Source organism: Phycisphaerae bacterium (genome assembly GCA_024102815.1).
Taxonomy (GTDB): domain Bacteria; phylum Planctomycetota; class Phycisphaerae; order UBA1845; family UBA1845; genus JAGFJJ01.
Genome location: JAGFJJ010000048.1, coordinates 184,126 through 199,394 on the forward strand (window position 1 = coordinate 184,126; position 15,269 = coordinate 199,394).

Genomic DNA, 15,269 nt, shown 5'->3' on the forward strand with positions numbered 1-15,269 from the left:
GCGTGGATCACGTCCGTCGACACGTGAAAACGGTCTCCCCTGTTCAACGGGCGCAGTACAGGCTAGCTTCCCTTTTGCGAACTGCTCGGCCGAGGGTATGCCGTTGACTTCCTGGCTTGAAGAGCTCAATCCCGCGCAGCGCGAGGCGGTGACCGCCCCGGGCGGTCCCGTTCTGGTCATCGCGGGAGCGGGAACGGGCAAGACCAAGACGCTTGCCAGTCGCGTGGCGTGGCTTATCGAGCGCGGCGTACCGCCGGATCGCATCCTCCTGCTGACGTTCACCCGGCGGGCGGCGGCGGAGATGATCGGCCGTGCGGCGCGACTGTGCGGCAAGGACGCTTCGGGCAAGGTCTGGGGCGGCACCTTCCATGCCGTGTCCAACCGGTTGCTGCGCGTTTATGGAACCGCAATAGGATTGCCGCCGGATTTCACGGTGATGGACGAGGACGACGCGAGCGACCTGATGGGCTTGCTTCGCGCCGAACTGGGGCTGGTAGGGCGGGAACGGCGGTTTCCGTCGCGGGATACGCTGGTCCGCATCTACTCCCACACCGTGAACGCCCAACGGTCGCTCCAGGAAACGCTCGAGCGCTACTTTCCCTGGTGCCTGGAGGATCGCGAAGAGATCGCCGCGGTTTTCCAGGAGTATGTCGCGCGCAAGATGCGGCAGTTTCTGCTGGACTACGACGATCTGCTGCTGTACTGGCGGGCGTTGTGCGTCGCGCCGCGCGTCGGGGAGCGAGCGGCCGATCGCTTCGAGCATGTCCTCGTGGACGAGTACCAGGATACGAATACGCTGCAAAGCGACATCCTGCGTGGCATGCGGAAGAAGTATGACAATGTGATGGTGGTGGGCGATGACGCGCAGTCGATTTATGGATTTCGCGCGGCGACGATCCGCAACATCCTCGACTTTCCGTCCCAGTTCCCCGGGACGCGGCAGATCATGCTGGAGCAGAACTATCGCTCGACGCAACCGATCCTTGCCGCGGCGAACGCGGTCATGGAACAGGCCCGGGAGCGGTACACGAAGGAGCTCTGGTCGCGGCGAGAATCGACGCAGCGGCCGGTCCTGATCACCTGCCAGGATGAGGCGCATCAGACGGAGCTTGTGTACCGGCAGATTCTGGAGCACCTGGAGCAGGGGATCCCGCTGATGAAGCAGGCGGTGCTGTTCCGGGCGGCGCACCACAGCGCCGACCTGGAGATTGCTCTGACGCGGCGGAACATCCCCTACCACAAGTTCGGCGGACTGAAGTTCATCGAAGCGGCGCACATCAAGGACGCGCTGGCGGTGTTGCGCATTCTCGAGAACCCATTTGACGAGATCAGTTGGTTTCGCGTGCTCCGCCTGATGCGTGGGGTCGGCCCGAAAATTGCGCGGCGGATTATGGACGGGCTGGGTGTTCTTGGCAGAGGCGCGTTGCCGCCTGCGCAGGCAACTGACGCATCCATCGCCGTGTTACCCGCGGAACCGTCAAGCGGAGCCATCGCCGCTGCTGATCGCTCAGACCGTGAACCGGCATCGACGCGCGCCATCGCCCCGCTTCGCAGGCTCCTGGACGCACCGCCGGTCGTTCCGGAAAGTGCCCGGGAGGAATTCGCGTCATTGCGGCAGACGATTTCGGATTGCCTGGCGGCTGCCCCGCCGGGGTGGACGGAGGACTCGGGGGACGGCGCTGCACCTTCTCGCAAGCGACAGAATGTCGCGGCGCAGATCGAGCGCATCGCCCGGTTTCTCGAGCCATTGCTGGCGCGGGCGTACGACAACGCGGCCATGAGAATGCGCGATATTGAGCAGCTCGCACGTATCGCGGAGAGATACCGTTCCCGGGCGCGGTTTGTTGTGGACCTGACGCTCGATCCGCCCCGGGCGACGTCGGACCTGGCCGGAGCCCCCCATCTTGACGAGGACTGGTTGACCCTGAGCACCATCCACTCGGCCAAGGGTTGCGAGTGGAGCGCCGTATACGTTCTCCATGTTGCGGATGGGATGATTCCCTCAGACATGGCCCTGCGAGACGAGGAAGGGGTTGAGGAGGAGCGCCGCCTGTTGTACGTGGCCATGACCCGGGCCAAGGATCACCTTTACCTATATTTCCCATTTCGCTACTACCACCAACGATTCGGGCTGTCCGACGGGCACGGGTACGCGCAGTTGTCGCGATACCTGGCGGACATTCCGCGTGACCGGCTGGAAGTTCGTTCGGCGGGTGCTGCAGCCTTCCCGGATGCGCGGCCGGGAGGCGCATCCGACATTCGCGCGCAGCTCGGTCGGCTCTGGCAAGGCCCCGAATGAGCGCATAATCCTGTCGAAGGGGGACTTGCGCCGTTTTCATTCCCAGCTCCGGGAATACAATCGGGACTTGCGGAAGTTTGTTCTCTTGGGGGGAACTGGGGCGGCATCCGGCTTCGCATGCGGGAGTCGGAGGGCTTCGGTCTATCGGCGGGTTTGGCAGACCCGAACCTGCCGCGGGGTCAATCTTGTTGCAATCCACCGTGCGCATGGCGGGCACGCGCCGCTTGCCCGCCGAGGAATCGATCCATGGATACCACGATGTCTACCGGGAACGGCAAGCGGGCAGGCGAGGGTTTGCCACCGTTGATGATTCTGCTTCTGGCCGTCGCGCCGGCGGCGGCACAGCAATCTGCGCGGGAGAACGTCGCGATTCTCGGTGCGCGTGCGACGGGCGAGGCCACGTTCGTCGTGGCGCGGGATGGGGGGACGATTCCGATGCCGCCGCTGGCGGGCGGCGCCGATCGGCCGATGGAGTTTCTTCGCGCGTACGGGGTGTTATTCGGCGTTGACGATCCCGCCCAGGAGCTCGTGCTCGACGCACAGCGGACGGGTGCCGACGCACTCGGCCAGGTGCATACGACTTACCGCCAGGTTCATCGCGGCATTCCCGTGTTCACCGGGATGTTGAAGGTCCACGAGAACGCCGCCGGCGGCATCATCGCCGCCAACGGGGACTTCTATCCGATTCCAAACAAGCTGCGGACAGATCCGTCCGTCACGGCCGACCTGGCCGCGGCGCTGGCCAAGGCCGATGTCTCCGACGACGTTCCCGGTGCGGTGACGGCGGTCGAGTCGTCCGAGTTGGTGATCGTCGATCCCGGGTGGTATGGGGACAAGCCCCGGGGTGCGCGGCTTGCATGGTATCTGGTGCTTGAGGATCTACCGGCCGGTGTTCGCGATTCGTTCCTGATCGACGCGCACAGCGGCGAGGTGCTCGATCGCTGGTCGCTTCTGGAGAGCGCGCGGCTTCGACTGACGTACAACGGCAAGCAGCGGGTCGCCCTTCCCGGTGAACTGGTGCGGCTGGAAACACAGGGGCCGGTGGATCTGCCGGCAATTCAGGAGTCGCTGGAGCGGGACATCAACCGGGCCCATGATTATGCCGCGGATGTGTACGGATTCTTCTACCGCGGCTTCGGGTATGACAGCATCGACGGGCTGGGACTGCCCATCGTGCAGACGGTCAACACGGCGGCACTGGCCTGTCCGAACGCCGCGTGGTTGGGCGAGCAGGCGGTGTACTGCCTGGGCATGGCGTCGGACGATGTGGTTGCGCATGAACTGATGCACGGCATCACGCAATTCACGGCCGCGCTGGTGTATCAGAACCAGCCCGGACAACTCAACGAGTCCTTTTCGGACATCTTCGGCGAGTTGATCGATCTGTATAACGGTGATGCGGCGTTCAAGAATACCGTGTCCGGCACGCCCTGGCCGAAGGACGCGGGCTACGCGGACAACGACGTGGACGAGCCGAATCTGGCTCGTGCGGACGTGTGCGTGAACAATCCGGTGTCGCAGGGGGTTCGCTGGCTGATGGGCGAGGATACCGGTTTCCTGGGGAATAATGCGATCCGTGACATGTGGCATCCGCCGTGCTTCGGTGATCCCGACCGGGCCAACAGCCCGCTCCAGACCTGCGGCGGAATAGGCGGTGCCGACAACGGCGGCGTGCACACCGGCAGCGGCATCCCCAACCACGCCTTTGCCATCATGGTCGATGGCAAATCCTTCAACGGGTACAACATCGGCTCCATGGGGCCGATCAAGGCCGGGGCCGTCTGGTTTCGGGCTCTGACCACCTACCTTACGCCGGGTTCGGATTTCGAGGACACCTACAACGGGCTCGTGCAATCGGCCACGGATCTGATCGGCACGTTTCCGAATGACCCCCGGACCGGCCTGCCGTCCAGTTCCATGTTCTCCGAGGTGGATGCGGGGCGAGTCAACGGCGCGCTTCTGGCGGTGGAAATGAATACCGAGGGAAGCTGTGGGGCGACCCAGCCGCTCCTGGATCCCGCGCCCCCGGTACTGTGTCCGAGCAAGGCGATCATCTTCCGTGACACCTTCGACGACGGGGTCATGGACTGGGGCACGTACAACACCGAACCGCCAACACCCTACGACTGGGTGGTTCGCGACGATCTACCCATCGGCCGGGAGGGATATGCGCTGTATATCGCCGACCCCAATCTGGGCAATTGCGTGGACGTCGACGAGAGCGCCCGGCATGAGTTGTGGAGTCCGCCCATTACGCTTCCGGCGACGGGAATGGTGAATCCGGGCGTGGTCTTTACGCACTTCGTGGCCACGGAACCGGGCTACGACGGCGGCACCATCCGCTTGCGCGTCAACGGCGGCGACTTTCTTCTGATCCCGCCGGAGAAGCTCAGCTACAACACGTACAACGCCGACTTGATCGCACAGGCGGCCGGGAACACGAACCCACTCGCCGGTCTTCCCGCCTTTACGGGCGCGGGAACCGCGTGGGCCCAGACGGTCATCGACCTGACCGGGCTGGTCAGCGACGGGGATACCATTCGTTTGCGGTTCGATTTCGGTAAAGACGGGTGCACCGGGGTTGATGGGTGGTACATCGACGACTTTGAAGTCTTCCATTGTGGGGGTTGCAGCACATCCGCCGCGTGCAATGACGCCGATCCTTGCGCCGTCGACTACTGCATGGCCGACGCGTTGTGCCAATCGGCCGCGCTGCCCATTTGCAACGCGGAGCTGCTGACCGATCCGTTCAGCGGGTCGATCGACGCGCGGCAGCCGTACGACAAGACGTCGCCCGGAGCCGTTCAGACGTGGGCAGATCTCGACCTCTATCTGCTCGAAGGCGACGAGTTTCCCGCGGACATGGCCTCGATCAGCGAGATCGGGGGCGACGGGGTGCCGCCGACGGTGACCGGCGCGGCGCGGGTCGACGCCACGCGGATTCGATTTTCGCTTTCGGAGCCGATCGAGCCGGGCACCTGGGTCGATGTATCGTTGAACGGGGTGGCGGCACATGCCTGTTTCGCGTCGCTGCCGGGCGACGTCAACGGCTCGAGAACGGCGAACGCATTCGACTTGATCGCCCTTTTGGATCAGATCAACGGTGTTGCCGAGGCGCTGCCCGATTTTGCCACGGACCTGAATCGCTCGGCGCTGACGGACGCCAATGATGTCATCACCCTGATTGAATTGCTGAGCGGCGACGGATTCGAGTCGTGGCAGGGACGGGCCATTCCACCTTCGCCTTGCGGACCGTGATCCGAGCTGGGGGTGTCACCGATATGGCACAGGCGGCGGGCCGGCGCGCCCTTGCGCCAACTGCCGCCCGTACGATACCTTGGGCTGCCATACGCACCGTAACCTGGTTGCCTGAATTGTCAGGGCGTGACGCGCTTCCACGGGACCCACGGTGTTTTCGGACCATGTCGTGCGGTTGACATCGTCGGCGTGAAACGGCAGAGTGTCGGCATGTCCCCGCGTCGTCCCAAGCCGACCGATGCTGCCCTGGCTCAAGAACTGGAGACCATGCTCGAGCCGAAGTTTCCCGGCATCGAGGTGGCGGTCGGCAAGAATCCCCGCTGGAATCGAACATCGGTTACGTTCACCTGGGCGGGCTTTTCGGGCTTGCTGCCCGAAGAGCGGTTTCATCGCCTGATGACGGTTGTTCCGGAGGAGTTTCGCGAACAGCGCATGGAAGGCTTTGTCTGGCTCGAACTGGCCCCCGGGGAGACGGTCGAGGCATTTCTGAAGCTGCCGCGGAGCGAGGACATCGTTGCGCGGGAGGCGACCACTTACGCGGAGTTGGTGAAGACCGGGTTCTTTGATGCGCTGAGCAAGGCGCTGGGGCCTGCGCCGCAGGTGCAGTGCCGTGGCGTATTCGATCATGTGGGCCGCATCCTCGGCGACCGCGGCTGCGCGGCGCATGTCGTGCAAGAGGCCAAGCTCGTTTTCATTCATCACGGAGCGTTCTGCGACTGCCAGGCGCTGCTCACGGCCCGAAAATCCCTCGATGACGCTCACCACGGGGCTGCCTGAGCATCTATCCCCGGCCTCGATCGTGCGGCGTTACACGCTTGTTGCATTCCGGCCGGCACAAGTAATTACATTGGGCGAATCGGAGCGCTTTCCTCTATACTCGCCCTGCGGGCCGGGCTGATCCCTTCATTGCTTTCCGGGAGTTCTCCGCGGTGGAACTCGACGTCAACGATCGAACCGAGGTCGGCAGTTACTTCGTGGCCAACTACCCGCCTTTCTCGGCGTGGTCCGCGGAGCATGTTCCGGCCGTTCAGGAGGTCCTGGGGCGACCGGCGGAGCAGGTTCCCCTGGGGCTTTACCTGCATATTCCGTTCTGCCGAAAGCGTTGCAAATTCTGCTATTTCCGCGTGTACACGGACAAGAATTCGGACGACATCGAGACCTACCTGCAGGCGCTGTCGCAGGAGGTGGCGCTGTATGCCGACCAGCCGGCGCTGGCCGGTCGGACGTTCGAGTTCGTCTATTTCGGCGGAGGAACACCATCGTATTTGAGCATCCAGCAGCTTGAACGGCTGGTGGAGCGCATTGGCGCGCACTGGTCGTGGGATCGGGCGCGGGAGGTCACCTTCGAGTGCGAGCCGGGGACGCTGAAGGAAGGCAAGGTGGAAACGATCCGGTCCATCGGCGTCACGCGTCTGAGCCTGGGCGTCGAGCACTTCGATGACGAGGTGTTGGCGCTCAACGGGCGGGCGCACAAGTCGCCGGAGATCCGGCGGTGCTGGGAGTGGATCAAACGCGCGGAGTTCGACCAGGTGAACGTCGACCTGATCGCGGGCATGGTGGGCGACACCCAGGAGAAGTGGGATCGAACCGTGGAGGAGACCCTCCGGCTCGATCCGGACAGCGTGACGATCTATCAGATGGAACTGCCCTTCAATACCGTGTTTGCTCGCGAAGCGGATGACACGAGCGCGGCACCATCCGTGGCGGACTGGTCCACCAAGCGGCGCTGGGTCAGCGAGGCCTTCAACCGGTTTGAATCGGCGGGCTACGTCGTCTCGAGCGGGTATACGCTGGTCAAGCCGTCATCGAGCGGCCGGTTCGTCTACCGCGACGCCAACTGGCATGGCGCGGACATGATCGGCATGGGCGTGGCGAGCTTCTCGCACCTTCAGGGCGTGCACTATCAGAATCACGATCGCTGGGAGGACTACGTGGAGGCGCTTCAGCAAGGCCGGCTTCCCCTCTCGCGCGCCCTGCCCGTCACGGAACACCAGCGTCTGATCCGAGAGATGATCCTGCAACTCAAGCTCGGCCGGATCGACGCGGCGTATTTCCAGCGGAAGTTCGGCGCAAACATTCTGGACACCTTCGGCGAAGCGTTTTCGTCGCTGAGAGACGAGGGTCTGGCTGACGTTGATGACGGAACGATCACCCTGAGTCGCAAGGGGCTGCTGCGGGTCGACGGGCTGCTTCCCCGGTTCTACGAGCCTGCGTTTCGAAACGTGCGGTACACCTGATGGCAGCGCTTCCCCGACTGGAGTCGTGCTCATCGGCCACGGCGGCGCTTGCGGCGCTGGGCGAGGGGATGATCGACATCGAGAAGGCGGTGACGCACTGCACGGCGCTCGACGCGGCGGAGGTCCCCGAACCGTTCCGTACGCTGCTGGTCCACGAGGAGCACATGACGGCCGTGCTCCAGCAGCATTGCGGTCAACGAGTGACGCTGCGAATACTGCGGCAAACGGGGGAGGACGAGGAATACCGTCGCGAAATCCTGTTGATTCTTCCCGACGGGCGGACAGCGGTCGAATACGGGCTGGTTCGGATGGACCTGCGGGTGTTTGATCCACGGGCGCGAGAGGAAGTGCTTTCGGGGCGGACGCCGTTGGGGGACATCCTCATCATGCACGACGTGCTGCGGAAGGTCGTGCCGCAGTGGTACCTGCGGTTCAGCGGTGAAGCGCCGCTGTTGCGTTACTTCGGGCCGCCGCGGCCGGCGGAGGCCTACGGAAGAATCGGTACGATCTACGTCGAGCAGCAGCCGGCGATCGAGCTTCTCGAAATCGTCAGCGGAAAGGGTAGATTGGCGTAACCCCCCGGGTCGATCGGTTTCGCCCGGCGGTATATGGTCGAAGTGCCAGATATCTGACACAAAAATGAAAGCCGAGCGGAAGTACGACAGCATCGTGATTGGAGGCGGTCCTGCGGGATCCACGGCGGGGGCGGTTCTGGCCCAGCATGGGCGGAAGGTGCTCATTCTGGAAAAGTCGCGATTCCCACGACACCACATCGGCGAATCGCTGATGCCCCAGACCTTCTGGACGTTCCAGCGCATCGGCATGCTGGACAAGCTGCGGGCTTCGGATTTCCCTCGCAAAGAGAGCGTGCAGTTCGTTTCCGAGTCGGGCAAGGACTCGCAACCATTCTATTTCACGGATCGCGATCCCAGCGAATGGTCGACCACGTGGCAGGTGCCGCGGGACCGATTCGATCGCATGATGCTGGACAATGCCCGTGAACTGGGCGCCGACGTGCTGGAGAACGCCCGGGCCAAGCGCGTGCTCTTCGAGGGCTCGCGTGCCGTGGGCGTGGATGTGGTTCACAACGGGGAGACGCTGAATCTTGCCGCGGAAGCGGTCATCGATGCTTCGGGGCAGAACTCTGTGCTTTCGCGGCAGTTGGGTTTGCGCTACGGCGATCCACACTTGCGAAACGCGGCCATCTACGCTTATTACCGGGGCGCCCGGCGGGACGAGGGCCGGAACGCCGGAGCGACGATCATTCTGAACACGGCCCAGCGAAACGGCTGGTTCTGGTTCATCCCCCTGCCGGAAGACGTTGCGAGCATCGGCGTAGTTGCGCCGCCCTCGCATTTGTGCACGGCTCGAGGCGATGATCCCCTGGCTACATTGGAGGAGGAAATCGCCGGCTGCCCCGGGATGGCCCGCCGGCTGGAGGGGGCGGAGCGAATCAGCGGGGCTTACGTGACCAGCGATTTTTCGTACCGCTCGCGGCGCCTGGCCGGTGACGGCTGGGTGCTGGTGGGTGATGCCTTCGGGTTCCTGGACCCGATCTATTCGTCGGGTGTGATGCTGGCGCTGAAGAGCGGGGAGTGGGCGGCCGACGCCGTCCACGAGGGATTGCGGGAAGGCGATATCTCCGGCGAGCGACTGGGCGCTTTTGCGCCCCAGTTCCTTCACGGCATGCAGATGATCCGCCTGCTGGTTCATGCTTTTTACAACAAGGGGTTCAGCTTCGCATCGTTTACGCGAGAGCATCCGCAGTTGCACGACCACATCGTGCGCATCCTCATTGGCGACGTATTCAACCAGGAGGTCGGGGAGGTCTTCGACGCCATGAGAGGATGGATGGAATTCCCCGAGGCCATTCAACTGGACAGCGGAGTAACCGCGGTATGAAGAACTTCGTGTATGCCCTGGTCATTCTGCTGATCGTGCTGCATCAGGACTTCTGGTTCTGGGACGATTCGGAGACGCTGGTGCTGGGGTTCATTCCCATCGGGCTGGCCTACCACATGGGGATATCCATCGCGGCGGCCTGCACCTGGGCCCTGGCCAACCACTTCTGCTGGCCGAAGGACGTTGACGAAATCGAGTCCCTTCCCAAGGCGCAGGCGCGCGGTCAGGAGGGGCACTGATGTTGCAGGTCGGGATCATCTGCGGCTACCTGGCGCTGCTGCTGCTCCTGGGTGTGGCGAGCAGCCGGTTCTTTCGCGGCACGGCCAGCGACTACTTCCTGGCTTCGCGGGGCATCGGGTCATTTCTGCTGCTCATGTCGCTATTCGGTACGACCATGACGGCGTTCGCGATGGTCGGATCGACGGGCGAGTCCTTCAAGGCGGGGATCGGCGTTTACGGGCTGATGGCGTCGTGGTCGGGGATCATCCACGCAGCGGTTTTCTTCCTGATCGGCATCAAGCTCTGGTCCTTCGGCAAGCGGCATGGCTACGTAACGCAGATTCAGTTCTTCCGCGATCGGTTTGAGTCGGACAAGCTGGGACTGATCCTGTTTCCGGTGCTCGTGGGGCTGGTCATCCCCTACCTGCTCATCGGCATCATGGGGGCGGGTGCAACGATCGAGAAGGTCACCGAGGGCGCGTTTCCGAGTGTGTTCCCGGCGTATTTCACCGGCCGGACCGTCGTTGCGGCGGGAGCGGTCCCCTACTGGCTGGGGTCACTGGCGATATGCCTCGTCGTTTTGTTTTACGTTTTCCTGGGCGGCGTGCGCGGCACGGCCTGGGCAAACGCCTTTCAGACGCTCGTATTCCTGTTCATCGGGTGCTTCACTTTTGTGCTCATTGCGGACAAGTTCGGCGGTGTGCGTAACGCCACGGCCATGGTCCAGGAGCATAACCCGCATTACCTTCGTCGCACGGTCGACGCAGATGATCCGCTGACTCGCTACCAGGGCGATCTCAAGGTGCACGGTCAGCGCCTGGCCAAGTGGGAGGCCGCGCCGCCCGAGGAGCGCGGACCGAAACCGGCGGAGGTGGAGCGTCCCCACGGATTCACGCAGCTCCACTTCCTTACGTATTTCTTTATCCCGCTGAGTGTGGGGATGTTCCCGCATCTGTTTCAACACTGGCTTACGGCGCGGTCGGCGCGGTCGTTTCGATTGAGCGTCGTCGCCCATCCGCTGTTGATTCTGCTGGTATGGGCGCCTTGTGTGATGATCGGCGTGTGGGCGACGTCGGCGATGATCGACGGCAAGCCCGTGATCCCGTACGGATTCACCAATCCCAATGCCGTGCTGGGCAAACTGGTGGCCGAGCTCACCACGCCGGTGCTGGGCGGATTTCTCACGGCGGGCATTCTCGCGGCGATCATGTCCTCGCTCGATTCGCAATTTCTGTGCATCGGGAGCATTTTCACGAACGACATCGTCGCCCACTACATCAAGCATGACCGGATCGGCGACCGCCAACGGGTCTTTCTCGGCCGGTTGTTCGTCATCCTGATCGTGGCGGCGACGTACGCGTTGGCGCAATTCCGCCCCGGCGGGGTGTTCACGCTGGGCGTGTGGTGTTTCAGCGGATTCGCCAGTCTGTTTCCCCTGGTCTTTGCGGCGGTCTATTGGCGGCGTGTGACCAAGGCGGGGGCGTACGCGTGCGTACTGACGGCGGCGGCCACGTGGATCTGGCTCTTCGCCGAGTCGGGATTCGCCGGTGATGACAACTATTTGTTCCTGGGCATGATGCCGGCGGCGACGATGGTGGCCGCCTCAACGCTCGCATTGGTGGTTGTGTCTCTGTTGACCCGCCCGCCGTCGGCGGCGACGATCGAGAAGTTCTTCGGGACGGTGCGGGCATAGAACGCGATTGGGGGTGCAGGGTCCGGTACGCGGATCATGCCTCCGGTTCTGAATGCGAACATGGCTGACGCGTATCTCTATCATCGTGCCGTGCAGTTCTCCGACACCGACATGGCCGGCGTGCTTCACTTCTCCAACTACTACCGCTACATGGAGGAGGCCGAGCACGCCTTCTGGAGGTCGCTCGGTGAGAGCGTCGTGGTGAAGAACGGCGACCACGCCGTGAGCTGGCCGCGGGTCGCCACGGGCTGCGAATACTTCGCCCCGGCCCGTTTCGAAGACGTGCTCGATTTGGCCCTGACCGTTTCGCACGTGGGCAACCGCTCAGTGAGCTACGAGATCGAGTTCCGCCGCGGCGGCGAGAGGATTGCCATCGGTCGGACCACGGCGGTGTGCTGCACGATGTCTGGCGGCAATTTCGGCCCGACGGAGATCCCGCCGAGCCTGCGCGAGAAACTCGTCAGCGCGGCCGGCGTCCCCGAAGACTCCCCGCCGCCAGCCACCGAGTCATTGACCGGCCCATCCCAATAAAATCGGGAGGGGCTTTTCCCAAGCCGGCAAAGGTAACCCTAGGGATGGAAACGATGAAAACAGCTCCGGTCTTGTGGCCTTATTTTGTACTGTTGACCGTGCTCTGCTGGGGCGCCTATGTGCCCACGCTGCACCATGGGCAAATGGCCCTGGGGAAGAACAGCGCACTCCGCGCGTTTCTTTTCGTGGGGCTGGCCTATTTCGTGGTTTCGGTGGCGGTGCTGCTCTACGTACGATTCACCAATGCCGAGCCGTGGTCGTTTAATGCGGCCGGTGGAATGATGGCCACGATCGCGGGCATATTGGGGGCGATCGGCGCCCTGGGCATCGTATTCGCGCTGAAGGCCCAGGGGAAACCCATCTATGTCGCCCCGCTGGTTTTTGCCGGCGCGCCCATCGTCAATACGTTCGTGGCGATGATCTGGAGCCGGCCGGCCAAGGCACCGAGCATCTACTTCTACCTCGGCATTCTCCTGGCCGGCGTGGGTGCAGCCCTGGTGCTTCGATTCAAACCAACGTAATGGACCATGTCTCAGCGAATACCGCATCAGATCAGGTGTGAGGGCGAAACAGGCGCGCACCGGTTTCGCGGTTCGCGTGTCCGCGGCCGCTCGGATTGGCGGGTGGTTCGCGCCATGCGGACGCCGGCGTGGAGCGAACTACTCAAGAGCAGTGGCGCACCAAGCTCTCGGACAAGTGTCTTCTGTGCCTCTTCTGTTGCCTGCTGCCTTTTGTCTGTTGCCTTCTTGTTGGTGACGCGGACCCCTTCCGTGCGGGCTGCCGCACCGCCCGACGCCTGGCCCATGTTCCGCGGTGATTCTGCCCTGAGTGGTATTGCGGAGTCCTCTCTGCCCGAAAATCCGAAGGTGCTCTGGCGTTTTGAGGCGGGCGATGCCATCACCTCCACGGCCGCCATCGCCGACGGCATGGTGTACGTCGGCAGCGACGACGAGCACCTCTACGCGCTCGATCTTGCCACCGGCGCGCTTCGCTGGAAGTTCAAGGCGGAGGGATTCGTCCGGTCGTCGCCGACGGTCACCGGCGATTTCGTCATCTTCGGCGACGACCACGGCGTCGTCCGCGCCCTGGACCGGCGAACAGGCGCGCTTCGCTGGGCGTTCTCCACCGATGGCGAGGTCATCTCCTCGGCCAATGTCATCGGAGACCGGATCATCGTCGGATCGTACGACAGTTTCGTGTATGCACTTCGGCGAGATTCCGGCGAACTGCTCTGGAAGACGGAAACGGAAGGCCGGGTCCACGCCACGCCGGCGATCAGCGATCGATACGCCGAGAGTGCTTTCGTCATCGTCTCGGGCTGCGACGAGTTCCTTCACGTGCTCGACGCGGGCGACGGGCGGTCGGCGCAGAAAGTGGCGATGGGTTCCGTGGCCGGGGCGTCGCCCGTCATCGCGGGTGAGCGAACGTACATCGGCACCTATGGCAACACCGTGCGCGGGCTGAATTGGAGGGCCGGGGAAACGCTCTGGACCTTCACCGACCCCGACCGGGAATTCCCTTATATGTCCTCGGCGGTCGTGTACGAAGGGCTGGTCATACTCGGCGGGCGGGACAAGCGTGTCCGCGCCCTGGACGCCGACACGGGCAAGTCCGTTTGGGAATTCGCCACGAAGGGTCGAGTAGACGGATCGCCGGTGATCGTTGGCAAGCGGATTTTTGTCGGCTCGCAGGACGGTGTTCTCTACGCGCTCGACGCGAAATCGGGAAAGGAGCTCTGGCGATTCGAGGCGGGCGGACCCATCTCCGCCTCGCCGGCGGTTGCAGCGGGGCGACTGGTCATTGGCACGGAAGACGGCCTGCTCTACTGCTTCGGCGAAAAGCACGATGAATCGGCGGGCCCGCGTTAGACTTCAAACCTCGGGAATTCAGGTTCGGCATGCCGATGGGCTCTCGCTCAACCTAAACCGCCATCGAGTCGATCAATGGAAAACAGGCCCGGCGGGATGAGTTCGCTTCCGCCATTGATGGCCAGGTCAGCGAGGATTGTTCCTATCACGGGGGCAAACTTGAATCCGTGCCCACTGAACCCCGCTCCGATCACGACTTCCGGCAGCCCGGGCAATCGATCCAGAATAAAGTGCTCATCCGGCGTCATCGTGTACATGCAGACGGAGTGTCGCTGCACGTCGTTGCCAAGCCCGCGCATGTGCCGCGAGAGAAAGGAACGGATCGGCGTCACATCTCCGTCATTCAGGCGGCGATCCAAATCTTCGGGTGCGGTGACGTTCGATCCGCCGGTGTGAATACCTACCTTTGCGGATTGTCCGTCGAGTGAGGGAAAGCCGTAATAGAATTCGCCGGCAAGATCGTAGGCGAAAACGGGTCCGCCACGATCAAGGTGCAAGCTCTCCGGCACGGGCGAGACCCAGAGCATGACCTTTCGCCGAACGACCAGCGGCAGGTTCAAAGCGCGCAACAGCGATACCGACCAAGGCCCGCCGCAAATCACGAGCCGAGCGGCACGGTAGACATCTCGGTCGGTACGAACGACGACGCTGTTGGCTCCGGCCGCGCCCTTTTCCGGCGACCAGTCCTGCACGATCTCAGGCGCGCGAATCTGTGCCCCCGACGACACCGCCTGTTCCGCGAGGGCTTGTACGCACGCCTCTGCGAAGAGCACGCCGGCATCCGGCTCATGGAGCACTTCGAGACGGTCTTCGACGTGAAAACACGGCCAGCGGTGTTCAAGGCCGGTGGGCGTAAGCGTCTCCAGTCGCAAGGCGTGCTCCTCGGATGCGCGGCGAATGCCCGAAAGAACCGGTCCCGGCGGCTCGCCTATCAGGACCAGTCCGCAGCGTTTCAGCAGGGGCACGCGGGCCTCGCGTTCGATTCCCTCCCACCGCACAAATGCGCGTTGGGCCAGAGGGACATAGGCCGGGTGCTCGAAGTAGGCCGTGCGGATCAGCCTCTGCTCGCCGTGCGAGCTGCCCCGATCGTGGGCGATTCCGTGACGGTCGATGCCAAGTGCGCGCAAGCCCCGCGCGGAAAGCTCGCGCAGCGTGGCCGCGCCCATTACACCCAATCCCAGGACGATGGCGTCGAACTGTTCCACGCGGACGAGTCTAACGAGCACATTGGGGAATGGGAAAGCTCTTATCCGAACGCTTCC

Annotated in this window: 12 protein-coding genes; 11 read left to right on the plus strand and 1 reads right to left on the minus strand. The window is 63.4% G+C overall.

Annotated elements, in window-relative coordinates; translation table 11 throughout:
* The first annotated feature begins 103 nt into the window (after window positions 1-103).
* The 11 genes from J5J06_11835 (at window position 104) to J5J06_11885 (ending at window position 14,007) form a co-directional block, all read left to right on the plus strand.
* Window positions 104-2,299 (plus strand): ATP-dependent helicase, encoded by a 2,196-nt coding sequence (locus J5J06_11835; protein ID MCO6437771.1) that lies wholly within the window; start codon window positions 104-106, stop codon window positions 2,297-2,299.
* Between the two features lie 246 nt (window positions 2,300-2,545).
* On the plus strand, window positions 2,546-5,557 hold the full coding sequence (locus J5J06_11840) for a M4 family metallopeptidase (GenBank protein MCO6437772.1): 3,012 nt from the start codon (window positions 2,546-2,548) through the stop codon (window positions 5,555-5,557).
* 210 nt (window positions 5,558-5,767) lie between these two features.
* Window positions 5,768-6,334 carry a hypothetical protein gene (locus J5J06_11845; protein MCO6437773.1) on the plus strand — a complete coding sequence of 189 codons (567 nt, stop codon included), beginning with the start codon at window positions 5,768-5,770 and terminating at the stop codon, window positions 6,332-6,334.
* A gap of 152 nt (window positions 6,335-6,486) precedes the next feature.
* Window positions 6,487-7,794 (plus strand): coproporphyrinogen III oxidase family protein, encoded by a 1,308-nt coding sequence (locus tag J5J06_11850; protein MCO6437774.1) that lies wholly within the window; start codon window positions 6,487-6,489, stop codon window positions 7,792-7,794.
* Window positions 7,794-8,369, plus strand: coding sequence for a hypothetical protein (locus J5J06_11855; protein MCO6437775.1), 576 nt, complete (start codon window positions 7,794-7,796; stop codon window positions 8,367-8,369). The genes J5J06_11850 and J5J06_11855 overlap by 1 nt, the downstream gene beginning before the upstream one ends.
* A gap of 64 nt (window positions 8,370-8,433) precedes the next feature.
* Window positions 8,434-9,696: a tryptophan 7-halogenase gene (locus J5J06_11860; protein MCO6437776.1), complete on the plus strand. Its 1,263-nt coding sequence runs from the start codon at window positions 8,434-8,436 to the stop codon at window positions 9,694-9,696.
* On the plus strand, window positions 9,693-9,935 hold the full coding sequence (locus J5J06_11865) for a DUF3311 domain-containing protein (GenBank protein MCO6437777.1): 243 nt from the start codon (window positions 9,693-9,695) through the stop codon (window positions 9,933-9,935). The genes J5J06_11860 and J5J06_11865 overlap by 4 nt, the downstream gene beginning before the upstream one ends.
* Window positions 9,935-11,608, plus strand: coding sequence for a sodium:solute symporter family protein (locus J5J06_11870; GenBank protein MCO6437778.1), 1,674 nt, complete (start codon window positions 9,935-9,937; stop codon window positions 11,606-11,608). Before J5J06_11865 ends, J5J06_11870 begins: the two co-directional genes overlap by 1 nt.
* A 36-nt stretch (window positions 11,609-11,644) precedes the next feature.
* Window positions 11,645-12,139 carry an acyl-CoA thioesterase gene (locus J5J06_11875; GenBank protein MCO6437779.1) on the plus strand — a complete coding sequence of 165 codons (495 nt, stop codon included), beginning with the start codon at window positions 11,645-11,647 and terminating at the stop codon, window positions 12,137-12,139.
* A 53-nt stretch (window positions 12,140-12,192) separates the two neighbouring features.
* Window positions 12,193-12,660, plus strand: a complete 468-nt coding sequence (locus J5J06_11880; protein ID MCO6437780.1) for a hypothetical protein — start codon at window positions 12,193-12,195, stop codon at window positions 12,658-12,660.
* A 249-nt stretch (window positions 12,661-12,909) separates the two neighbouring features.
* On the plus strand, window positions 12,910-14,007 hold the full coding sequence (locus J5J06_11885) for a PQQ-binding-like beta-propeller repeat protein (GenBank protein MCO6437781.1): 1,098 nt from the start codon (window positions 12,910-12,912) through the stop codon (window positions 14,005-14,007).
* Window positions 14,008-14,054: 47 nt separating this feature from the next.
* Here J5J06_11885 and solA read toward each other — a convergent pair whose 3' ends face one another.
* Window positions 14,055-15,233 carry an N-methyl-L-tryptophan oxidase gene (gene solA / locus J5J06_11890; protein MCO6437782.1) on the minus strand — a complete coding sequence of 393 codons (1,179 nt, stop codon included), beginning with the start codon at window positions 15,231-15,233 and terminating at the stop codon, window positions 14,055-14,057.
* Between the last annotated feature and the right edge of the window lie 36 nt (window positions 15,234-15,269).